General features: G+C 67.5%; 15 protein-coding genes. 10 read left to right on the top strand and 5 right to left on the bottom strand.

The window, feature by feature from the left end; translation table 11 throughout:
- The first annotated feature begins 42 nt into the window (after window positions 1-42).
- Genes JO391_RS17450 through JO391_RS17430 form a run of 5 tightly spaced genes read left to right on the top strand, consistent with a single transcriptional unit; the run spans window position 43 to window position 4,661 of the window.
- The gene (locus tag JO391_RS17450; protein WP_220661709.1) at window positions 43-1,230 is read left to right on the top strand and encodes an ABC transporter substrate-binding protein; all 1,188 of its coding nucleotides are present in this window, start codon (window positions 43-45) and stop codon (window positions 1,228-1,230) included.
- Between the two features lie 60 nt (window positions 1,231-1,290).
- Complete coding sequence (locus tag JO391_RS17445; protein WP_220661708.1) at window positions 1,291-2,037, top strand: ATP-binding cassette domain-containing protein; 747 nt, start codon at window positions 1,291-1,293, stop codon at window positions 2,035-2,037.
- The gene (locus JO391_RS17440; RefSeq protein ID WP_220661707.1) at window positions 2,030-2,770 is read left to right on the top strand and encodes an ATP-binding cassette domain-containing protein; all 741 of its coding nucleotides are present in this window, start codon (window positions 2,030-2,032) and stop codon (window positions 2,768-2,770) included. Before JO391_RS17445 ends, JO391_RS17440 begins: the two co-directional genes overlap by 8 nt.
- Entirely contained in the window at window positions 2,767-3,705 is a 939-nt protein-coding gene (locus tag JO391_RS17435) for an ABC transporter permease (protein WP_220661706.1), read from the top strand. The genes JO391_RS17440 and JO391_RS17435 overlap by 4 nt, the downstream gene beginning before the upstream one ends.
- Window positions 3,702-4,661 (top strand): ABC transporter permease, encoded by a 960-nt coding sequence (locus JO391_RS17430; protein ID WP_220661705.1) that lies wholly within the window; start codon window positions 3,702-3,704, stop codon window positions 4,659-4,661. Before JO391_RS17435 ends, JO391_RS17430 begins: the two co-directional genes overlap by 4 nt.
- A 16-nt stretch (window positions 4,662-4,677) precedes the next feature.
- Here JO391_RS17430 and JO391_RS17425 read toward each other — a convergent pair whose 3' ends face one another.
- Window positions 4,678-5,367, bottom strand: coding sequence for a helix-turn-helix transcriptional regulator (locus tag JO391_RS17425; protein ID WP_220661704.1), 690 nt, complete (start codon window positions 5,365-5,367; stop codon window positions 4,678-4,680).
- A 72-nt stretch (window positions 5,368-5,439) separates the two neighbouring features.
- Here JO391_RS17425 and JO391_RS17420 point away from each other — a divergent pair, with 72 nt between their 5' ends.
- Complete coding sequence (locus JO391_RS17420; RefSeq protein ID WP_220661703.1) at window positions 5,440-6,060, top strand: glutathione S-transferase family protein; 621 nt, start codon at window positions 5,440-5,442, stop codon at window positions 6,058-6,060.
- A 6-nt stretch (window positions 6,061-6,066) separates the two neighbouring features.
- Here JO391_RS17420 and JO391_RS17415 read toward each other — a convergent pair whose 3' ends face one another.
- The 4 genes from JO391_RS17415 to JO391_RS17400 form a co-directional block, all read right to left on the bottom strand.
- Window positions 6,067-6,930, bottom strand: coding sequence for a DMT family transporter (locus tag JO391_RS17415; protein ID WP_220661702.1), 864 nt, complete (start codon window positions 6,928-6,930; stop codon window positions 6,067-6,069).
- A gap of 63 nt (window positions 6,931-6,993) precedes the next feature.
- Entirely contained in the window at window positions 6,994-7,281 is a 288-nt protein-coding gene (locus tag JO391_RS17410; protein WP_220661701.1) for an HU family DNA-binding protein, read from the bottom strand.
- A 148-nt stretch (window positions 7,282-7,429) separates the two neighbouring features.
- Window positions 7,430-8,911 carry an AMP nucleosidase gene (locus JO391_RS17405; protein WP_220661700.1) on the bottom strand — a complete coding sequence of 494 codons (1,482 nt, stop codon included), beginning with the start codon at window positions 8,909-8,911 and terminating at the stop codon, window positions 7,430-7,432.
- A gap of 78 nt (window positions 8,912-8,989) precedes the next feature.
- Window positions 8,990-9,610 carry a class I SAM-dependent DNA methyltransferase gene (locus JO391_RS17400; protein WP_220661699.1) on the bottom strand — a complete coding sequence of 207 codons (621 nt, stop codon included), beginning with the start codon at window positions 9,608-9,610 and terminating at the stop codon, window positions 8,990-8,992.
- 77 nt (window positions 9,611-9,687) lie between these two features.
- Between JO391_RS17400 and JO391_RS17395 the strand changes: the two genes are divergently transcribed.
- The 4 genes from JO391_RS17395 to JO391_RS17380 all read left to right on the top strand — a co-directional run bounded on the left by JO391_RS17395 (window position 9,688) and on the right by JO391_RS17380 (window position 13,039).
- A complete protein-coding gene (locus JO391_RS17395) occupies window positions 9,688-10,539 on the top strand; it encodes an SDR family oxidoreductase (protein ID WP_220661698.1) in 852 nt (283 codons plus the stop codon).
- 22 nt (window positions 10,540-10,561) lie between these two features.
- Window positions 10,562-11,059, top strand: a complete 498-nt coding sequence (locus tag JO391_RS17390) for a GNAT family N-acetyltransferase (RefSeq protein ID WP_220661697.1) — start codon at window positions 10,562-10,564, stop codon at window positions 11,057-11,059.
- A gap of 172 nt (window positions 11,060-11,231) precedes the next feature.
- Window positions 11,232-12,236: a TerC family protein gene (locus JO391_RS17385; protein ID WP_220661696.1), complete on the top strand. Its 1,005-nt coding sequence runs from the start codon at window positions 11,232-11,234 to the stop codon at window positions 12,234-12,236.
- 92 nt (window positions 12,237-12,328) lie between these two features.
- Window positions 12,329-13,039, top strand: coding sequence for an exopolysaccharide biosynthesis protein (locus JO391_RS17380; protein ID WP_220661695.1), 711 nt, complete (start codon window positions 12,329-12,331; stop codon window positions 13,037-13,039).
- The last annotated feature ends 5 nt before the right edge of the window (window positions 13,040-13,044 follow it).

Here is a 13,044-nt window from a genome sequence, read left to right as displayed (position 1 = left end):
GCCCCGGAAACGGGTTGGACGAAGATCAAGGGAGGAAGCGAGATGAAGACGGTTATCCAGGGGTTGATGGCTGCCACGGCCTTGTGCCTTGCCACATCGGTCCAGGCGGACGAGGCGGTGGAAGCGGTGATCGCCGCGCTGCCCGAGCCGCTGAAGGCGCAGTACGACGGTGCGCCGCAGACGATCCTGCCGGGGCCGCTGGCGAACTATACCCCGCCGGCGAAGCCGTGGAAGTGGTGCCATTCGGAATCCTACCAGGGCAATCCCTGGCGCGTGACCGTGACCCAGGAGCTGAAGCGGCTGGTGGACGGGCTGATCGCCGACGGCTCGGTGTCGAGCTTCGAGGTGTCGGACAGCAACGGCGATGTGGGCCAGCAGATCAACCAGATCCGCGCCTTCATCGACAAGGGCTGTTCGATCATCACCTCGATCCCCGGTTCGGCGACGGGGCTGGACGAGGCGGTGGATGCGGCGGCGGCGGCGGGGATTCCCTTCGTGACCGCGGCGGGTTCGGTGACCAGCACCAACGCGGTCAACGTGGACAGCAACTATGCCCGCTGGGGCTATGACATGATGGACATGATCGGTAAGGCGCTGCCCGATGGCGGCAATGTGCTGATCGTGGAAGGCATCGCCGGCCATCCCATCGTGGCGCAGGAACGCGCGGGCGCCGACAAGGCGATGGCGCAGTATCCGAACCTGAAGATCGCCCGCGTGGTGAATGGCGACTGGACGGCCAATGTCACCAAGACGGTCGTGCTGCAGACGCTGGCCACCAATCCGGCGCAGATCGACGCGGTCTGGACCGCCGGTTCGGAGAGCCGCGTGGTAGCGGAGGCCTTCAAGGAGGCTGGCCGGCCCGCGCCGCTGATCACCGGGTCGATCACTGGCGATGCGCTGGGCTACTGGAAGGCCAACCCGGATGACTATCGCTTTGCCGGTCATGCGGTGCTGCCGCACTGGACGGCCGAGACGCTGTTCCGCGTGGGCGTACGCATCCTGTCGGGCCAGAAGCCGACGCTAAACACGCTGCTGATGCCCATCCCGGCGGTGGACGGGGCCAATCTGGAGGCGTGGTACAAGGACTGCATGACGCCGGATGCGGTGTCGGTCTTCCCGGTGCCGCCGACCGATCCGGTGCCGGAAGAGCTGATCGACGCCTACTTCTCGAACCCGGCACCGACGCCGGGCTGGGATTACAGCCAGGTGCCGGACGCCTGCGCGAAGTGATGACGACTGCCGCCCCGGACCTGTCCGGGGCGGCCCACCGATCTGACCCGGAGCCGACCTGTGCTGGACATCGCAGCGATTTCGAAACGCTATGGCGAGACCATTGCCCTGTCGGATGCGACCATCGCCTTCCGCCCGGGGACCATCCACACGATCCTGGGCGAGAACGGATCGGGCAAGAGCACGCTGGTGAAGATTCTCTCGGGCATCGTGCAGCCCGACAGTGGCACGGTCCGGCTGGACGGGCGCGCGATCACCGGGCGCAATCCGGCGGATTTCCAGGCCCAGGGCTTTGCCACGGCGTTTCAGGAAGTTCTGATCGCGCCGGACCGGAGCGTGACCGACAACATCCTGTTGGGTCTGGACGGCCTGTGGCGGCGGAACATCCCCAGGGCACGCCGACGCGACCGGGCGGCCGAGGTTCTGGCCCGGTTTGCCCGAACCGAGATTCCGCTGGATCTGCCGGCTGGCCGCCTGCCCCTGGCGGCGCAACAACTGGTGGTGCTGGCCCGTGCGGTGGCGCGGGATCCGCGCATCCTGATCCTGGACGAGATTACCGCGGCGCTGGACTTCGCCGACCGGGAATCCGTCTTTGCCTTCATGCAGCGGCAGGCGGCCGAGGGGCGGCTTATCCTGTTCATCACGCATCGCATGGACGAGGTGATGGCGCTGTCCGATGACATTTCCGTGCTGCGAAGCGGGCGGGTGGTACAAAGCGGCCCGCGTGGCAACGCGACCCCGGCTGACCTGCTGCGGGTCATGGCCCCCCAGACGGCTGAAGAATTGCGGAGCCATGCCCATGCCTGAGAACGTGGTGCTTGACGTGTCCGGGCTTGCGCTGCGGGCCGGCGCCGCGCCCATCGTCCAGACGATCCGGGGGGGCGAAATCGTGGGCCTGGCCGGGTTGGACGGGCACGGGCAGGACCGGTTCCTGACCCGGCTGGCCGGGCTGAACAATGCCACGGGACAGGTGCGCCTGCGGTCGGGTGGGGGCGAGCGGGCAATCACCGGCTTTGCCGAGGCCGAGCGGGCAGGCATTGCCTATGTGCCGCGCGACCGGCGCAGCACGGGCATCTTTCCGTCGCTGTCGATCCTGGACAATTTCGCCATCGCCACCGTGGCCCGCGACAAGCGCGGCCCGCTGATCAGCCCGGCCGCCCGGCGTGCGCGATACGAGGCATGGAAGGAGCGGCTGTCCATCGTGGCGCCCCGGCCAGATGCCCCGATCACCACCCTTTCGGGGGGCAACCAGCAGAAGGTGCTGCTGGCGCGGGCCCTGGCCCGCGAGCCGAGGGTTCTTTTGCTGAACGATCCGACGCGCGGCGTCGATGTCGCCACGCGCCATGTGCTGTACGACCTGTTCCGGGATCTGGCCCGCGAGGGCATGGCGCTGGTCATCCTGTCGAGCGAGATCGAGGAGATTCTCGTCCTGTGCCAGCGTGTCCTGGTGTTCCGCGACCATGAGATGACCGCGTCCTTTTCCGGCGAGGCGATGCGGACCGAGACGGTGATCGCCGCGATGTTCGGGCGGGCAGCATGATCCGCCAGGTTATCCAGAGATACGGCTTTGCCGCGGCGATCCTGCTTGTGCTGCTGGTCGCGAACATCGTTATGAACCCCGCGCGGTTCCATCCGGCGGCCTGGGGCACGCTGATCGGCCTAGCGGCACCGCTGATCGGTGCGGCGCTGGCCTCGACCCCGGTGATTCTGGCGGGGCGGGGCGGCATCGACATATCGGTCGGGCCGGTGATGGGGCTGGTGAATGCCGTGGTGGTGCAGGTGCTGTTCCTGCAGGCGGGCGTGAGCTCGCCCTTCCTGCTGTGGCCGGCGGCCCTGCTGATCGGGGCGGCGATCGGCGCCGTGAACGGGGTTCTGGCGACGGTGGTGCGCATCCAGCCGATCGTCGCGACGCTGGGGGTTTACCTGATCCTGACCGGGGTGACGCTGACCATCCTGCCGGCCCCGGTCGGGCCGGTACCCGACTGGCTGAAGGCAATGGCGGGGGCCTATTCCATTGTGCCGCTGGCGGTGATTGCCGCGCTGTGGTGGGGCCTGACCCGGCTGCCGTTCCATGACCAGCTGATGGCCGTGGGCAGCGACGACCGCGCGGCCTTTACCGCAGGCGTGAACGTGACCGCCGTGCGCTTTGCCGCCTATGTGCTGACCGGGCTTCTGGCCGGGGCGGCGGGCATGATGCTGACGGCGCTGATCGGATCGGCCGACCCCAATGTGGGCCCCGGCTACACGCTGATCGCCATTGCCGCGGTGGCGCTGGGCGGGGTGAGCCTGGCCGGCGGGCGCGGCGGGCTGGCGGGGGCGGCCATCGGGGCCATCGACATCTTCCTGCTGCAAAGCCTGCTGACGACCTTCAACGTCTCGACCTATGTGCTGCAGGTTGCCTATGGCGCGATCCTGGTGGCGGCGGTGGTGCTGATGGCCTTGCAGGACCGGCAGGCGAAGGAGGCCCTGGCATGAGACGCCTTGACCCGACAACGGCGCGGATGCTGGGCGCGCTGGCGGTGGCGCTGGTGCTGCATGGCATCGGGACGGCGCTGATCCCCGGCTATTCCGCGCCTTTCGCGATCCGCGCCATGCTGGTGATTGCCGCGCTGCTGGCGGTGGCGAGCATCGGGCAGACGCTGGTGGTCATCCTGGGGGGGATCGACCTGTCGATCCCCTTCGTGATCGGCTTTGCCAATGTGGTGGCGGCGCAGTTGTACGGGCAGGGCTGGAACTTCGGGCTGGTCTGCCTGGTGGTGGCGGGGCTGGCGATCCTGATCGGGGCGGTCAACGGCGCGCTGTCGCGCGGGCTGAACATCCATCCGCTGATCGTCACGCTGGGCATCGGCATGATCGTGCAGGGGCTGGTGCTGATCTGGACGAAGGGCTTTCCTTCGGGCTCGGCACCCAAGGCGGTGTCGGCCTTCGTGTCGATCGGCGGGTCGGTCGGGCCCTTGCCGGTGCCGGCCCTGATCCCCGCGCTGGCGGTGCTGACGCTGGCGGTGGGGCTGGTTCTGGCGCGCACGCCCTATGGGCGGCAGCTGTACGCCCTGGGCAGCAATCCGGGGGCGGCGCCCTTTGCGCTGATCCGACCGTTGCGGATGTGGATCATCACCTTCGCCGCCTCGGCCTTCTTTGCGGCGACGGCGGGGGTGCTGCTGTTGGGGTTCACCGGGTCGGCCTATGGCGATGTGGGCGAGCCCTACCTGTTCCAGACCATCGCCGCGGTGGTGGTGGGGGGCGCGGCGCTGGTGGGTGGGCGGGGCAGCTTTCTGGGCACGCTGGCCGGGGTTCTGGTGCTGACCGAGATCAACACCCTGCTGATCGGGCTGGGCTTTCAGCCCTCGGCGGTGCAGGCGGCCTTCGGGCTGATCATCCTGATCCTCGTGTCGCTTTACGGGCGCGAACGGCATTTCCGCACGACGGTCTAGGGCGGACGGGGCGCTGTCAGCTGTTGTCGGCCCGGATCCGCGTGATGAATTCGCGCAAGAGAGCCACGCGGCGCGGGCGGAAGCTTTCGGCGGAAAGCGCCACGTCGGACATCTCGGCCACGTGGAAGCGGCGGAAGTCCCGGCGCAGGCAGCACCAGGCCAGCAGCATCAGCGACCGGTCGAGGAACACCACCGACAGGGGCAAGACGCGGCGCCGCGTTTCGGCCCCGTCGCGGTCGCGGTAGGCAAGATCGACGGCGCGCTCCTCCCAGCAGGCTTCGCGCAGGGTGGCGAGCCAGGCGGGGGCCGGGGGCCGGGGTTGGGAGCGGTAGGTGAGCGAGACGGCGTGCATCGCCTGGCGCTGGACCCGTTCGGGCAGGGTGGCCACGATCTTGGCCAGCGCCGCTTCGGCCGCGCTGGCGAGGGCCGGGTCGCCCGCAAAGCGCACCTCGGCCAGGCCCAGCGTCAGCGCCTCGACCTCGAGCCGGGTGAACATCTGCGGGGGCAGGGCCGGGTCTTCGGTGAGCGTGTAGCCAAGCCCGGCCTCGCCGTCGATCAGCGCGCCGCCGGCACGCAGGGCGGCGATGTCGCGGTACAGCGTGCGGGGCGAGACGCCGGTTTCCTCGGCCAGACGGGCGGCCGTCACCGGCTGGGGCAAGCGGCGCAACGCGGTGAGCAGTCGGAACAGGCGGTCGGAGCGGGCCATCTGGATGCTGACGGAATCTGACAGGAGGGGTCGAGCATAGAAGGCTCAGTCGAAACCGGAAAGGACAGACCGATGATCACCTTCTACCATTCGCCCCAATCCCGTTCCTCCCGCATTCTTTCGCTGCTGGAAGAGCTGGGGAACCCGCCCGAGATCGTGCTGGTCGAGGTGGAGATTCCCCGCGTGATGAAAGGCACGGGCAGGCGCGACCCTGGCAACCCGCATCCCGAGGGCAAAGTGCCCTACCTGGAGCATGACGGCGTGGGCATCTGGGAAACCTCGGCCATTGCGCTGTATCTGACCGGGCTTTTCCCGCAATCCGGCCTGGGCGTGGCGCAGGGCGACCCGATGCGCGGGCGGTTCCTGTCGTGGATGTTCTGGTATTCCGGTGTGGTGGAGCCGGTGGTGATCGCCCATCTGTGCGACCTGTCGCATCCGGCGCTTCATGCCAGCCTGCGCGGGATGCCCGAGGTCGAGGCGCGGCTGGAGGCCGCGCTGGCCGAGGGGCCTTGGCTCATGGGCGACCGCTTCACCACCTGCGACCTGATGGTGCATTCTCCTTATGTCTGGGCTCCGCACCTGACGCCGGAAAGCCCGGCGATCCGCGACTGGGTGGAACGCTGCAGGATGCGGCCGGCGGCAGTGCGCGCGCGTGAGCGAGACGCGGCGGCAATGGCGCGGCTGGCGGCCTGAACCCGGTCAGGCAGCGCGGGCGCGCTGGACGGCGACGATGCCAAGCGTCACCACCAGCACGCCCGCAACATCCCAGGGGCCGATGGATTCGCCCAACAGCAGCGCGGCGAACAGCACGCCGAAGGCCGGGTTCAGGAAGTGGAAGCTGGCGGCGCGCACGGTGCCAAGGCGGCGCACCAGCGCGAACCAGATCATCGTGGCCGCCAGTCCGGGCACGAGGATTTGCCAGGCGAAGGCCGCCGCCAACTGCAGCGAGGGCGCAAGGCGCCAGCTTTCAAGTCCAATCGCCACGGGAAGCAGCGCGGCGGCGCCCACCAGCATTTGCAGGCCGACGACCATCAGCAGGTTGCCCGAGGCCGAGGCGCCGCGCAGCGTCAGCGTGGCGACGGCCAAAGCCAGCGCACCGCCGATGCACAGAAGGATGCCCTGGGGATCGGCCCCCGCCGTCAGCCGGGTGCCCATGATGAGCGAAACGCCGCAGAGGCCAAGCGCGAGGCCAAGCACCCCCAGTGGCGGCAGGCGCTGGCCGCCAAAGGCCCAGCCGAGGAAAGCCACCAGAAGCGGCATGGTCGAGGCGATGATGGAGGCCAGCGCGGCGGGCGTTGATTGCAGGGCGATGAAGTTCAGACCCAGGTACAGCGCGTTCTGGCAGAGCCCGAACAGGATCACGGCGCGGGCCTGCGCACGGTCCATCCGCCATGTCTGGCCAAGTGCGCGGGCAACCGCGATGGCCAGAAGGCCCGAGATCAGGAAGCGCAGCGCCAAGGCGTGCAGCGGAGGCGCGCCGGCCACGATGATGCGCGCCGTGGCAAAGGCCGAGGACCACATGGCCGCGAAGGCCACACCCATGAGGATCGCGCGCAGGTCCATCGCGGGCCTTCCCAAGCGAAGGGCCGCCCGAAGGCGGCCCGACAGGGTGGTTCCGGCCTGAGATCAGGCGTTCACGACATCCTTCAGCGCCTTGGCGATGGCAAACTTCACCTGCTTGTCGGCGGGCTTGGTCAGCATCTCGCCAGTGGCGGGGTTGCGGACCTGGCGTTCCGGACGGGCCTTGCAGGCAACCTTGCCGAGGCCCGGCACGGCGACAGAGCCGCCAGCCGCGACTTCGCGGGCCACCACGACAGCCAGGGCGTCCAGAGCGGCGCCGGCGGTCTTCTTGTCGGATCCCATGGCGTCGGCAAGCGCGGCCACCAGCTGGGTCTTGGTCATGGGCTTGTTCATGTTCTTGTCCCCGGTTCGGTTTCTGATGCCCCCTCGGGCGGCTTGTGCCTTGGCTGGGGAGCGATTCCTATGGCTAGACCCGGTTTTCTGCCGGGGATCAAGCCCCGTTATCCCAAATAGCCGGTGCTTTGGGCCAAGTGCCGCCACATCACAGGAAGGCTGTTTCCTCGAAGCTGCGGAGTTTGCGGCTGTGGATGCGTTCCAGCGGCTGCTGGCGCAACAGTTCCATGGCGCGCACGCCGATCTGCAGGTGGCGCGACACCTGGGTGCGGTAGAATTCGGAGGCCATGCCGGGCAGCTTCAGCTCGCCATGCAGGGGCTTGTCGCTGACGCAAAGCAACGTGCCATAGGGCACGCGGAAGCGGAAGCCGTTGGCGGCGATGGTTGCGCTTTCCATGTCCAGCGCGATGGCCCGCGACTGCGACAGGCGGCGGACGGGGCCGGACTGGTCGCGCAGTTCCCAGTTGCGGTTGTCGATGGTGGCCACGGTGCCGGTGCGCATGATGCGCTTGAGCTCATAGCCCTCCAGCTGGGTCACGGCCTCCACCGCGTCTTCCAGCGCGATCTGGATTTCGGCCAGTGCCGGGATCGGCACCCAGATCGGCAGGTCGTCGTCCAGGACGTGATCTTCGCGCAGATAGGCGTGGGCCAGGCAGAAATCGCCCAGGCTTTGCGAATTGCGCAGGCCCGCGCAGTGGCCGACCATCAGCCAGGCATGGGGCCGCAGCACGGCGATGTGGTCGGTGGCCGTCTTGGCGTTGGACGGGCCGACACCGATGTTGACCAGGGTGATGCCGTTCCCGTCCGCCCGTTTCAGGTGGTAGGTGGGCATCTGCGGCGTCTTGGAGCTGGGCGCCAGCACCTGGTCGGCCGCGGTGATGACCGAGTTGCCCGGCGCGACAAAGGCCGTGTAGCCCGAGTCCGGATCGGCCAGCATGGCGCGGGCGATGGTCTCGAACTCCTCGACGTAGAACTGGTAGTTGGTGAACAGGACGTAGTTCTGGAAATGGTCGGGATCGGTTGCCGTATAGTGGCTGAGCCGGGCCAGCGAGTAATCGACCCGCTGCGCGGTAAAGGGGGCCAGCGGGCGCGAGCCGTCGGGGTTGCGGATGCGCGTGCCGTTGACGATGTCGTCGTTGGTGGTGGAGAGGTCGGGCACGTCGAAGATGTCGCGGATCGAGAAGTCCAGCACGCCTTCGTGCGGGATGGTCACGTCGGGGCGCCCGGCCACGGCGAAATGCACCGGGATCGGGGTTTCCGAAGCGCCGATCACCACCGGCTCGCCGTGGTTCTGGATCAGAAGCGACAGCTGCTGGATCAGGTAGTTGCGGAACAGGTCGGGCCGCGTGACCGTGGTGGCATAGGTGCCGGGTGCCGAGACATGGCCGAAGGACAGGCGCGAGTCGGTCTTGTCGAAGGTGCGGACCGTCAGGCGGATTTCCGGGTAGAAGGCGCGGATGCGGGCGCCGGGATGGCCTTTGGTCACGCTTTCGGAAAAGGCGCGGGTCAGGAATTCTGTCGCCTGGGCATAAAGCGCCTCCAGCCGGTCCACGGCACGGGCGGCGTCGGTGAAGGCTTCCGCCGGGGGGGCTTCGGGGGTGAGGAGGGGAAGAGGGGTCGTGTCTTGCATGGTGGCACCGGATAGGGTTGGCCATCTAAAGCGGATGGCTGGGGCCTTATCAAGTGAAGCCTTGGTAACGCGGTCCCGTCAGGGCCGCCGGAACACCGCGATCACTGCGCGGTCGCCGGCATGGGCCGCGCCCTGGCGGGCGGCGGCCTCGCCATAGACCGGCACCTCGGACAGCGTGAGGCCGGGAAGTCCCTTCATCGCCCGGTCGAAGCCCAGGCTGACCCAGACCGCGGCATTGACCGACAGGGCAAAGACCGCCTCTGGCAGGGCGGTGGCGAACAGATGTGGCAGGGCCTCTGGCCCGACGTGGCCATGGGTGAAGGTGCCGGAACTGACCACGCCCTGATAGGCGCCGTTGCGCGGCAGGGGGCGGGTGATGTCGGCCTGCAGCAGGCTGCGGTACAGTCCCTTTTCCCCCGCCCGCGCCAGCATGGCGGGCGACAGGTCCAGCCCGTCGATCTCGTCCCGGAAGCCCATGCTCGTCAGGGCCACCGCCAGAAGTCCGGTTCCGGCGCCTACGTCCAGCACGGGGCCTTCGCCCCCCGCGGCAAGAAAAGCCGCGCCGACAAGGGCGGGAAGCCGGTAATCCATGCCGGCGGCGAAGTCATCATCATAGGTATGGGCCCATTCACCGTAGATACGGAGACAATCTTCAGGGCCGGCGATGGAATAAGCTGAATCAAGGGTTTTGTCCGACATGAGACCACGTGAGCATCTGCCGAGATGAAAATCAACCGGGGTTGAAGCCGCATGTGCCAGACCGATATCAGGAGGACATGAACACGCTGCTTTCCCTTGGCCACGGCTATTCCGCCCAGGCCCTTGCCCGCCGCCTTGTTCCCGAAGGCTGGCGTGTGATCGGCACCACACGCAACGCCGCAAAGGCCGATGCGATGCGGTCCGAAGGGGTGGAGCCCCTGGTGATGCCCGCCGATCTTGATCGCGCACTGGCCGAGGCCAGCCATATCCTTGTATCGGCCGGTCCGGATGCGCAGGGCGATCCCTTCCTGCGTCTTCACGGTGCATCCATCCGGGCGGCGCAGCCCGACTGGGTGGGTTACCTGTCCACCACCGGGGTCTATGGCGACCGGCAGGGCGAATGGGTGGATGAAACCACGCCCCCGGCCCCGACCGGCGAGCGCGGCATCTGGCGCTGGCAGGCAGAGCAGGACTGGCAGGCGACCGGCCTGCCCGTGCATTTCTTCCGGCTGGCGGGCATCTACGGGCCCGGCCGTGGACCGTTCGAGAAGGTGCGCGACGGCACGGCACGGCGGATCATCAAGGCAGGCCAGGTGTTCAGCCGCACCCATGTGGACGACATCGCGCAGGTGTTGCATGCCTCGATCCGGCACCCCAATCCGGGCGCGGCCTATAACGTCTGCGACGACGATCCGGCGCCGCCGCAGGACGTTCTGTCTCATGCCGCCCTGTTGCTGGGCCTGCCGGAACCGCCGGCCATTCCCTTCGAAGAGGCCGACATGTCGCCTCTGGCCCGCAGCTTCTATGGCGATTCAAAGCGGGTGCGGAACGAGCGGATCAAGACCGAGCTTGGCGTCAGGCTCCTTTACCCCGATTATCGTGCCGGGCTGGCCGCGATCCTGGCGGAGGAACGCGCCGGCCAGGCCTAGGGCACAATCAGGGGCGGCGGGCATGATCACGCGGGCGACGACCCCGGAAGAGTTCAAGGCTGTGGAGCGCCTGATGTCCGCGCTACGCGCCCTGGATGAGGCCGAAAGCGCCAAGCTGGGCATCCCGCCCGAGTCGATTGCGTTCTACTATGCCGACCGCACGGCAGAGTCGCTGGAACAGCGGTTTTCCCGGCCCGAAGCGGTGATGTTCGTGCTGCGCGAAGCGGGCACCATCGTGGGTTGCGGCGGCCTTGTCGAGGATGGGGCGGGCCGGGCCGACCTTCACCACGTGTTTCTGGATGCCGGCCAGCGTGGCAAGGGGCTGGGCCGGGCGCTTGTCTCGGGTCTGATCGACGAGGCGCGGTCGCGCGGGGTGCAGGAGTTGCGGCTGGAAACGGCCGGCTTCCTGACCGCAGCAATCGCGCTTTACCGGGGTCTTGGCTTTCGCGACTGCGCGCCCTTTGCCGACACCCCGCCCGAGCTTCAGGCGGCGTCTGTCTTCATGTCGATGAGACCCTGATCACGGGGACTTGATTTCCTGAATCCGGCCCCCATCTTTGCAGCGCGGGCCGGGCCCCTCTGACGCCGTATGGATTTCCATGCGCCGTGATGTCGGACCGCATCGACGCCGTCGATGTCAGCCCGGACCATTCTGGCGGACCAGACGGCACCCTTGTGTGCAGAGGACGCGAATGGAATTCCTGACCCTGATCTTCCTTGGAACACCCGTCTGGATGTGGCTGGTGTTCCTGTCTCTCGTGATCGCCCTTCTTGTGCTGGACCTGGGCGTCCTGCACAAGGGCGGCGACCACGAGATCGGCGTGCGCGAAAGCCTGTGGCTTTCGGCGATGTACATCACGCTCGGCGTGGCATTCTCCGGCTTTGTCTGGTGGCAGATCGAACCCAGCTCGCCCGGCGCGACGGCGAACTATCTGACCGCCTTTGTGGTGGAGAAGACATTGGCGATGGACAACGTGTTTGTCATCGCGTTGATCTTCACCTTCTTTGCGATCCCGCGGAAATACCAGCACCGGGTGCTGTTCTGGGGCATCCTGGGCGTGATCGTCCTGCGCGGCATCATGATCGGCCTGGGCGCCACGCTTGTCTCGCAATACCACTGGATCCTCTACATCTTCGCGGCCTTCCTGATCCTGACCGGCATCAAGATGATGTTCGCGGGCGATGAAGAGCATGACATCGGCGACAACCGCGTGCTGAAGTTCCTGCGCAAGCACATGCGGGTGACCGACGGCCTGCGCGGCAATGCCTTCTTCGTGCATGAACCCGAAAAAAAGACCGGCAGGATCATGCGCCATGCCACGCCGCTGTTCCTGGCGCTGGTGCTGATCGAGATCGCCGACCTGATCTTCGCGGTGGACTCGGTGCCGGCGGTCTTTGCCATCACCACCGACCCCTTCGTCGTCTATACTTCGAACATCTTCGCCATTCTTGGCCTGCGCGCCCTGTACTTTGCGCTGGCGGCGATCCTGCACCGCTTCGCCTACCTGAAATACGCGCTGTCGCTGCTTCTGGTGTTCATCGGTTCCAAGGTCTTCGTCGCCGATCTGTTCGGCTGGGAAAAGTTCCCCGCCAGCTGGTCGCTGGGCATCACCTTGGGCATCCTTGCCGCCGGCGTGATCTTCTCGCTGTGGAAGACGCGCGGCGAGCCGAATGTTCCGGCAACCTCGGAGAAGTGACAGGCGGGTTTTCGCGGCAAATCGGGGGCGGCGTCTTGCACGCCGCCCCTTATGCGTCCACCTAGGGAAGGGGACGGCGGCGGAAGGACTTCATGACTCGCGCGACCGACGAGGACGACACCACCGACGCCGATGATCTGCTGGCCGAGGTCGACGAAAGCGAGACCGAGGAAGCGCCGGGCGGCCGCCGGCGCCGCCGCAAGCCGCGCAAGCGGCTGTCGGACATCCTGACCGAGATCGGCACCGACACCACCCGCACCCGCATTTCCGTGGCCGATATCATGGAGGCGACGGGCGCGCGGGCCATCGGCGCGCTGATCCTGCTGTTCGCCGCGCCCAACGTCCTGCCCACGCCGCCCGGCACCTCGTCGATCCTGGGGATGCCGCTGGTCTACCTGACAGCGCAGCTTATGCTGGGCCGGCTGCCCTGGTTGCCCAAGTTCATCTCGGAACGCTCGATCTACCGCGCCGATTTCATCGGCATGATGGACCGCGCCGCACCCCTGCTGGCCCGCGCCGAGCGACTGTTGAAACCCCGCTTCAGCCTGCTGGTTTCGGCCCCGGCGGAGCGGGTGGTGGGCACGATCTGCTTCATCCTCGCCATGATCCTGCTGCTGCCCATCCCGCTTGGCAACATGCTGCCGGCGCTGGCAATCTGCCTTTTCGCCTTCGGCATCCTGGAAAAGGACGGGCTGTGGATCATCGCCGGTGCCATCGTCGCCGCCCTGTCGCTGATCATCGTCTCGGGCGTGATCTGGGCCGGGGTGAAGATGGCCGTCTTCCTGGTGATGAACGCGTTCTAGCGGGT

Source organism: Neotabrizicola shimadae, assembly GCF_019623905.1.
GTDB lineage: Bacteria > Pseudomonadota > Alphaproteobacteria > Rhodobacterales > Rhodobacteraceae > Neotabrizicola > Neotabrizicola shimadae.
This window is presented reverse-complemented; position numbering and strand designations above follow the sequence as displayed.

Bases quoted from the DNA above. Each gene is read 5' to 3' on its own strand.
- JO391_RS17450 (WP_220661709.1), top strand. From the start codon at position 43: ATGAAGACGGTTATCCAGGGGTTGATGGCTGCCACGGCCTTGTGCCTT.
- JO391_RS17440 (WP_220661707.1), top strand. From the start codon at position 2,030: ATGCCTGAGAACGTGGTGCTTGACGTGTCCGGGCTTGCGCTGCGGGCC.
- JO391_RS17435 (WP_220661706.1), top strand. From the start codon at position 2,767: ATGATCCGCCAGGTTATCCAGAGATACGGCTTTGCCGCGGCGATCCTG.
- JO391_RS17430 (WP_220661705.1), top strand. From the start codon at position 3,702: ATGAGACGCCTTGACCCGACAACGGCGCGGATGCTGGGCGCGCTGGCG.
- JO391_RS17425 (WP_220661704.1), bottom strand. From the start codon at position 5,367: ATGGCCCGCTCCGACCGCCTGTTCCGACTGCTCACCGCGTTGCGCCGC.
- JO391_RS17420 (WP_220661703.1), top strand. From the start codon at position 5,440: ATGATCACCTTCTACCATTCGCCCCAATCCCGTTCCTCCCGCATTCTT.
- JO391_RS17415 (WP_220661702.1), bottom strand. From the start codon at position 6,930: ATGGACCTGCGCGCGATCCTCATGGGTGTGGCCTTCGCGGCCATGTGG.
- JO391_RS17410 (WP_220661701.1), bottom strand. From the start codon at position 7,281: ATGAACAAGCCCATGACCAAGACCCAGCTGGTGGCCGCGCTTGCCGAC.
- JO391_RS17405 (WP_220661700.1), bottom strand. From the start codon at position 8,911: ATGCAAGACACGACCCCTCTTCCCCTCCTCACCCCCGAAGCCCCCCCG.
- JO391_RS17400 (WP_220661699.1), bottom strand. From the start codon at position 9,610: ATGTCGGACAAAACCCTTGATTCAGCTTATTCCATCGCCGGCCCTGAA.
- JO391_RS17395 (WP_220661698.1), top strand. From the start codon at position 9,688: ATGAACACGCTGCTTTCCCTTGGCCACGGCTATTCCGCCCAGGCCCTT.
- JO391_RS17390 (WP_220661697.1), top strand. From the start codon at position 10,562: ATGATCACGCGGGCGACGACCCCGGAAGAGTTCAAGGCTGTGGAGCGC.
- JO391_RS17385 (WP_220661696.1), top strand. From the start codon at position 11,232: ATGGAATTCCTGACCCTGATCTTCCTTGGAACACCCGTCTGGATGTGG.
- JO391_RS17380 (WP_220661695.1), top strand. From the start codon at position 12,329: ATGACTCGCGCGACCGACGAGGACGACACCACCGACGCCGATGATCTG.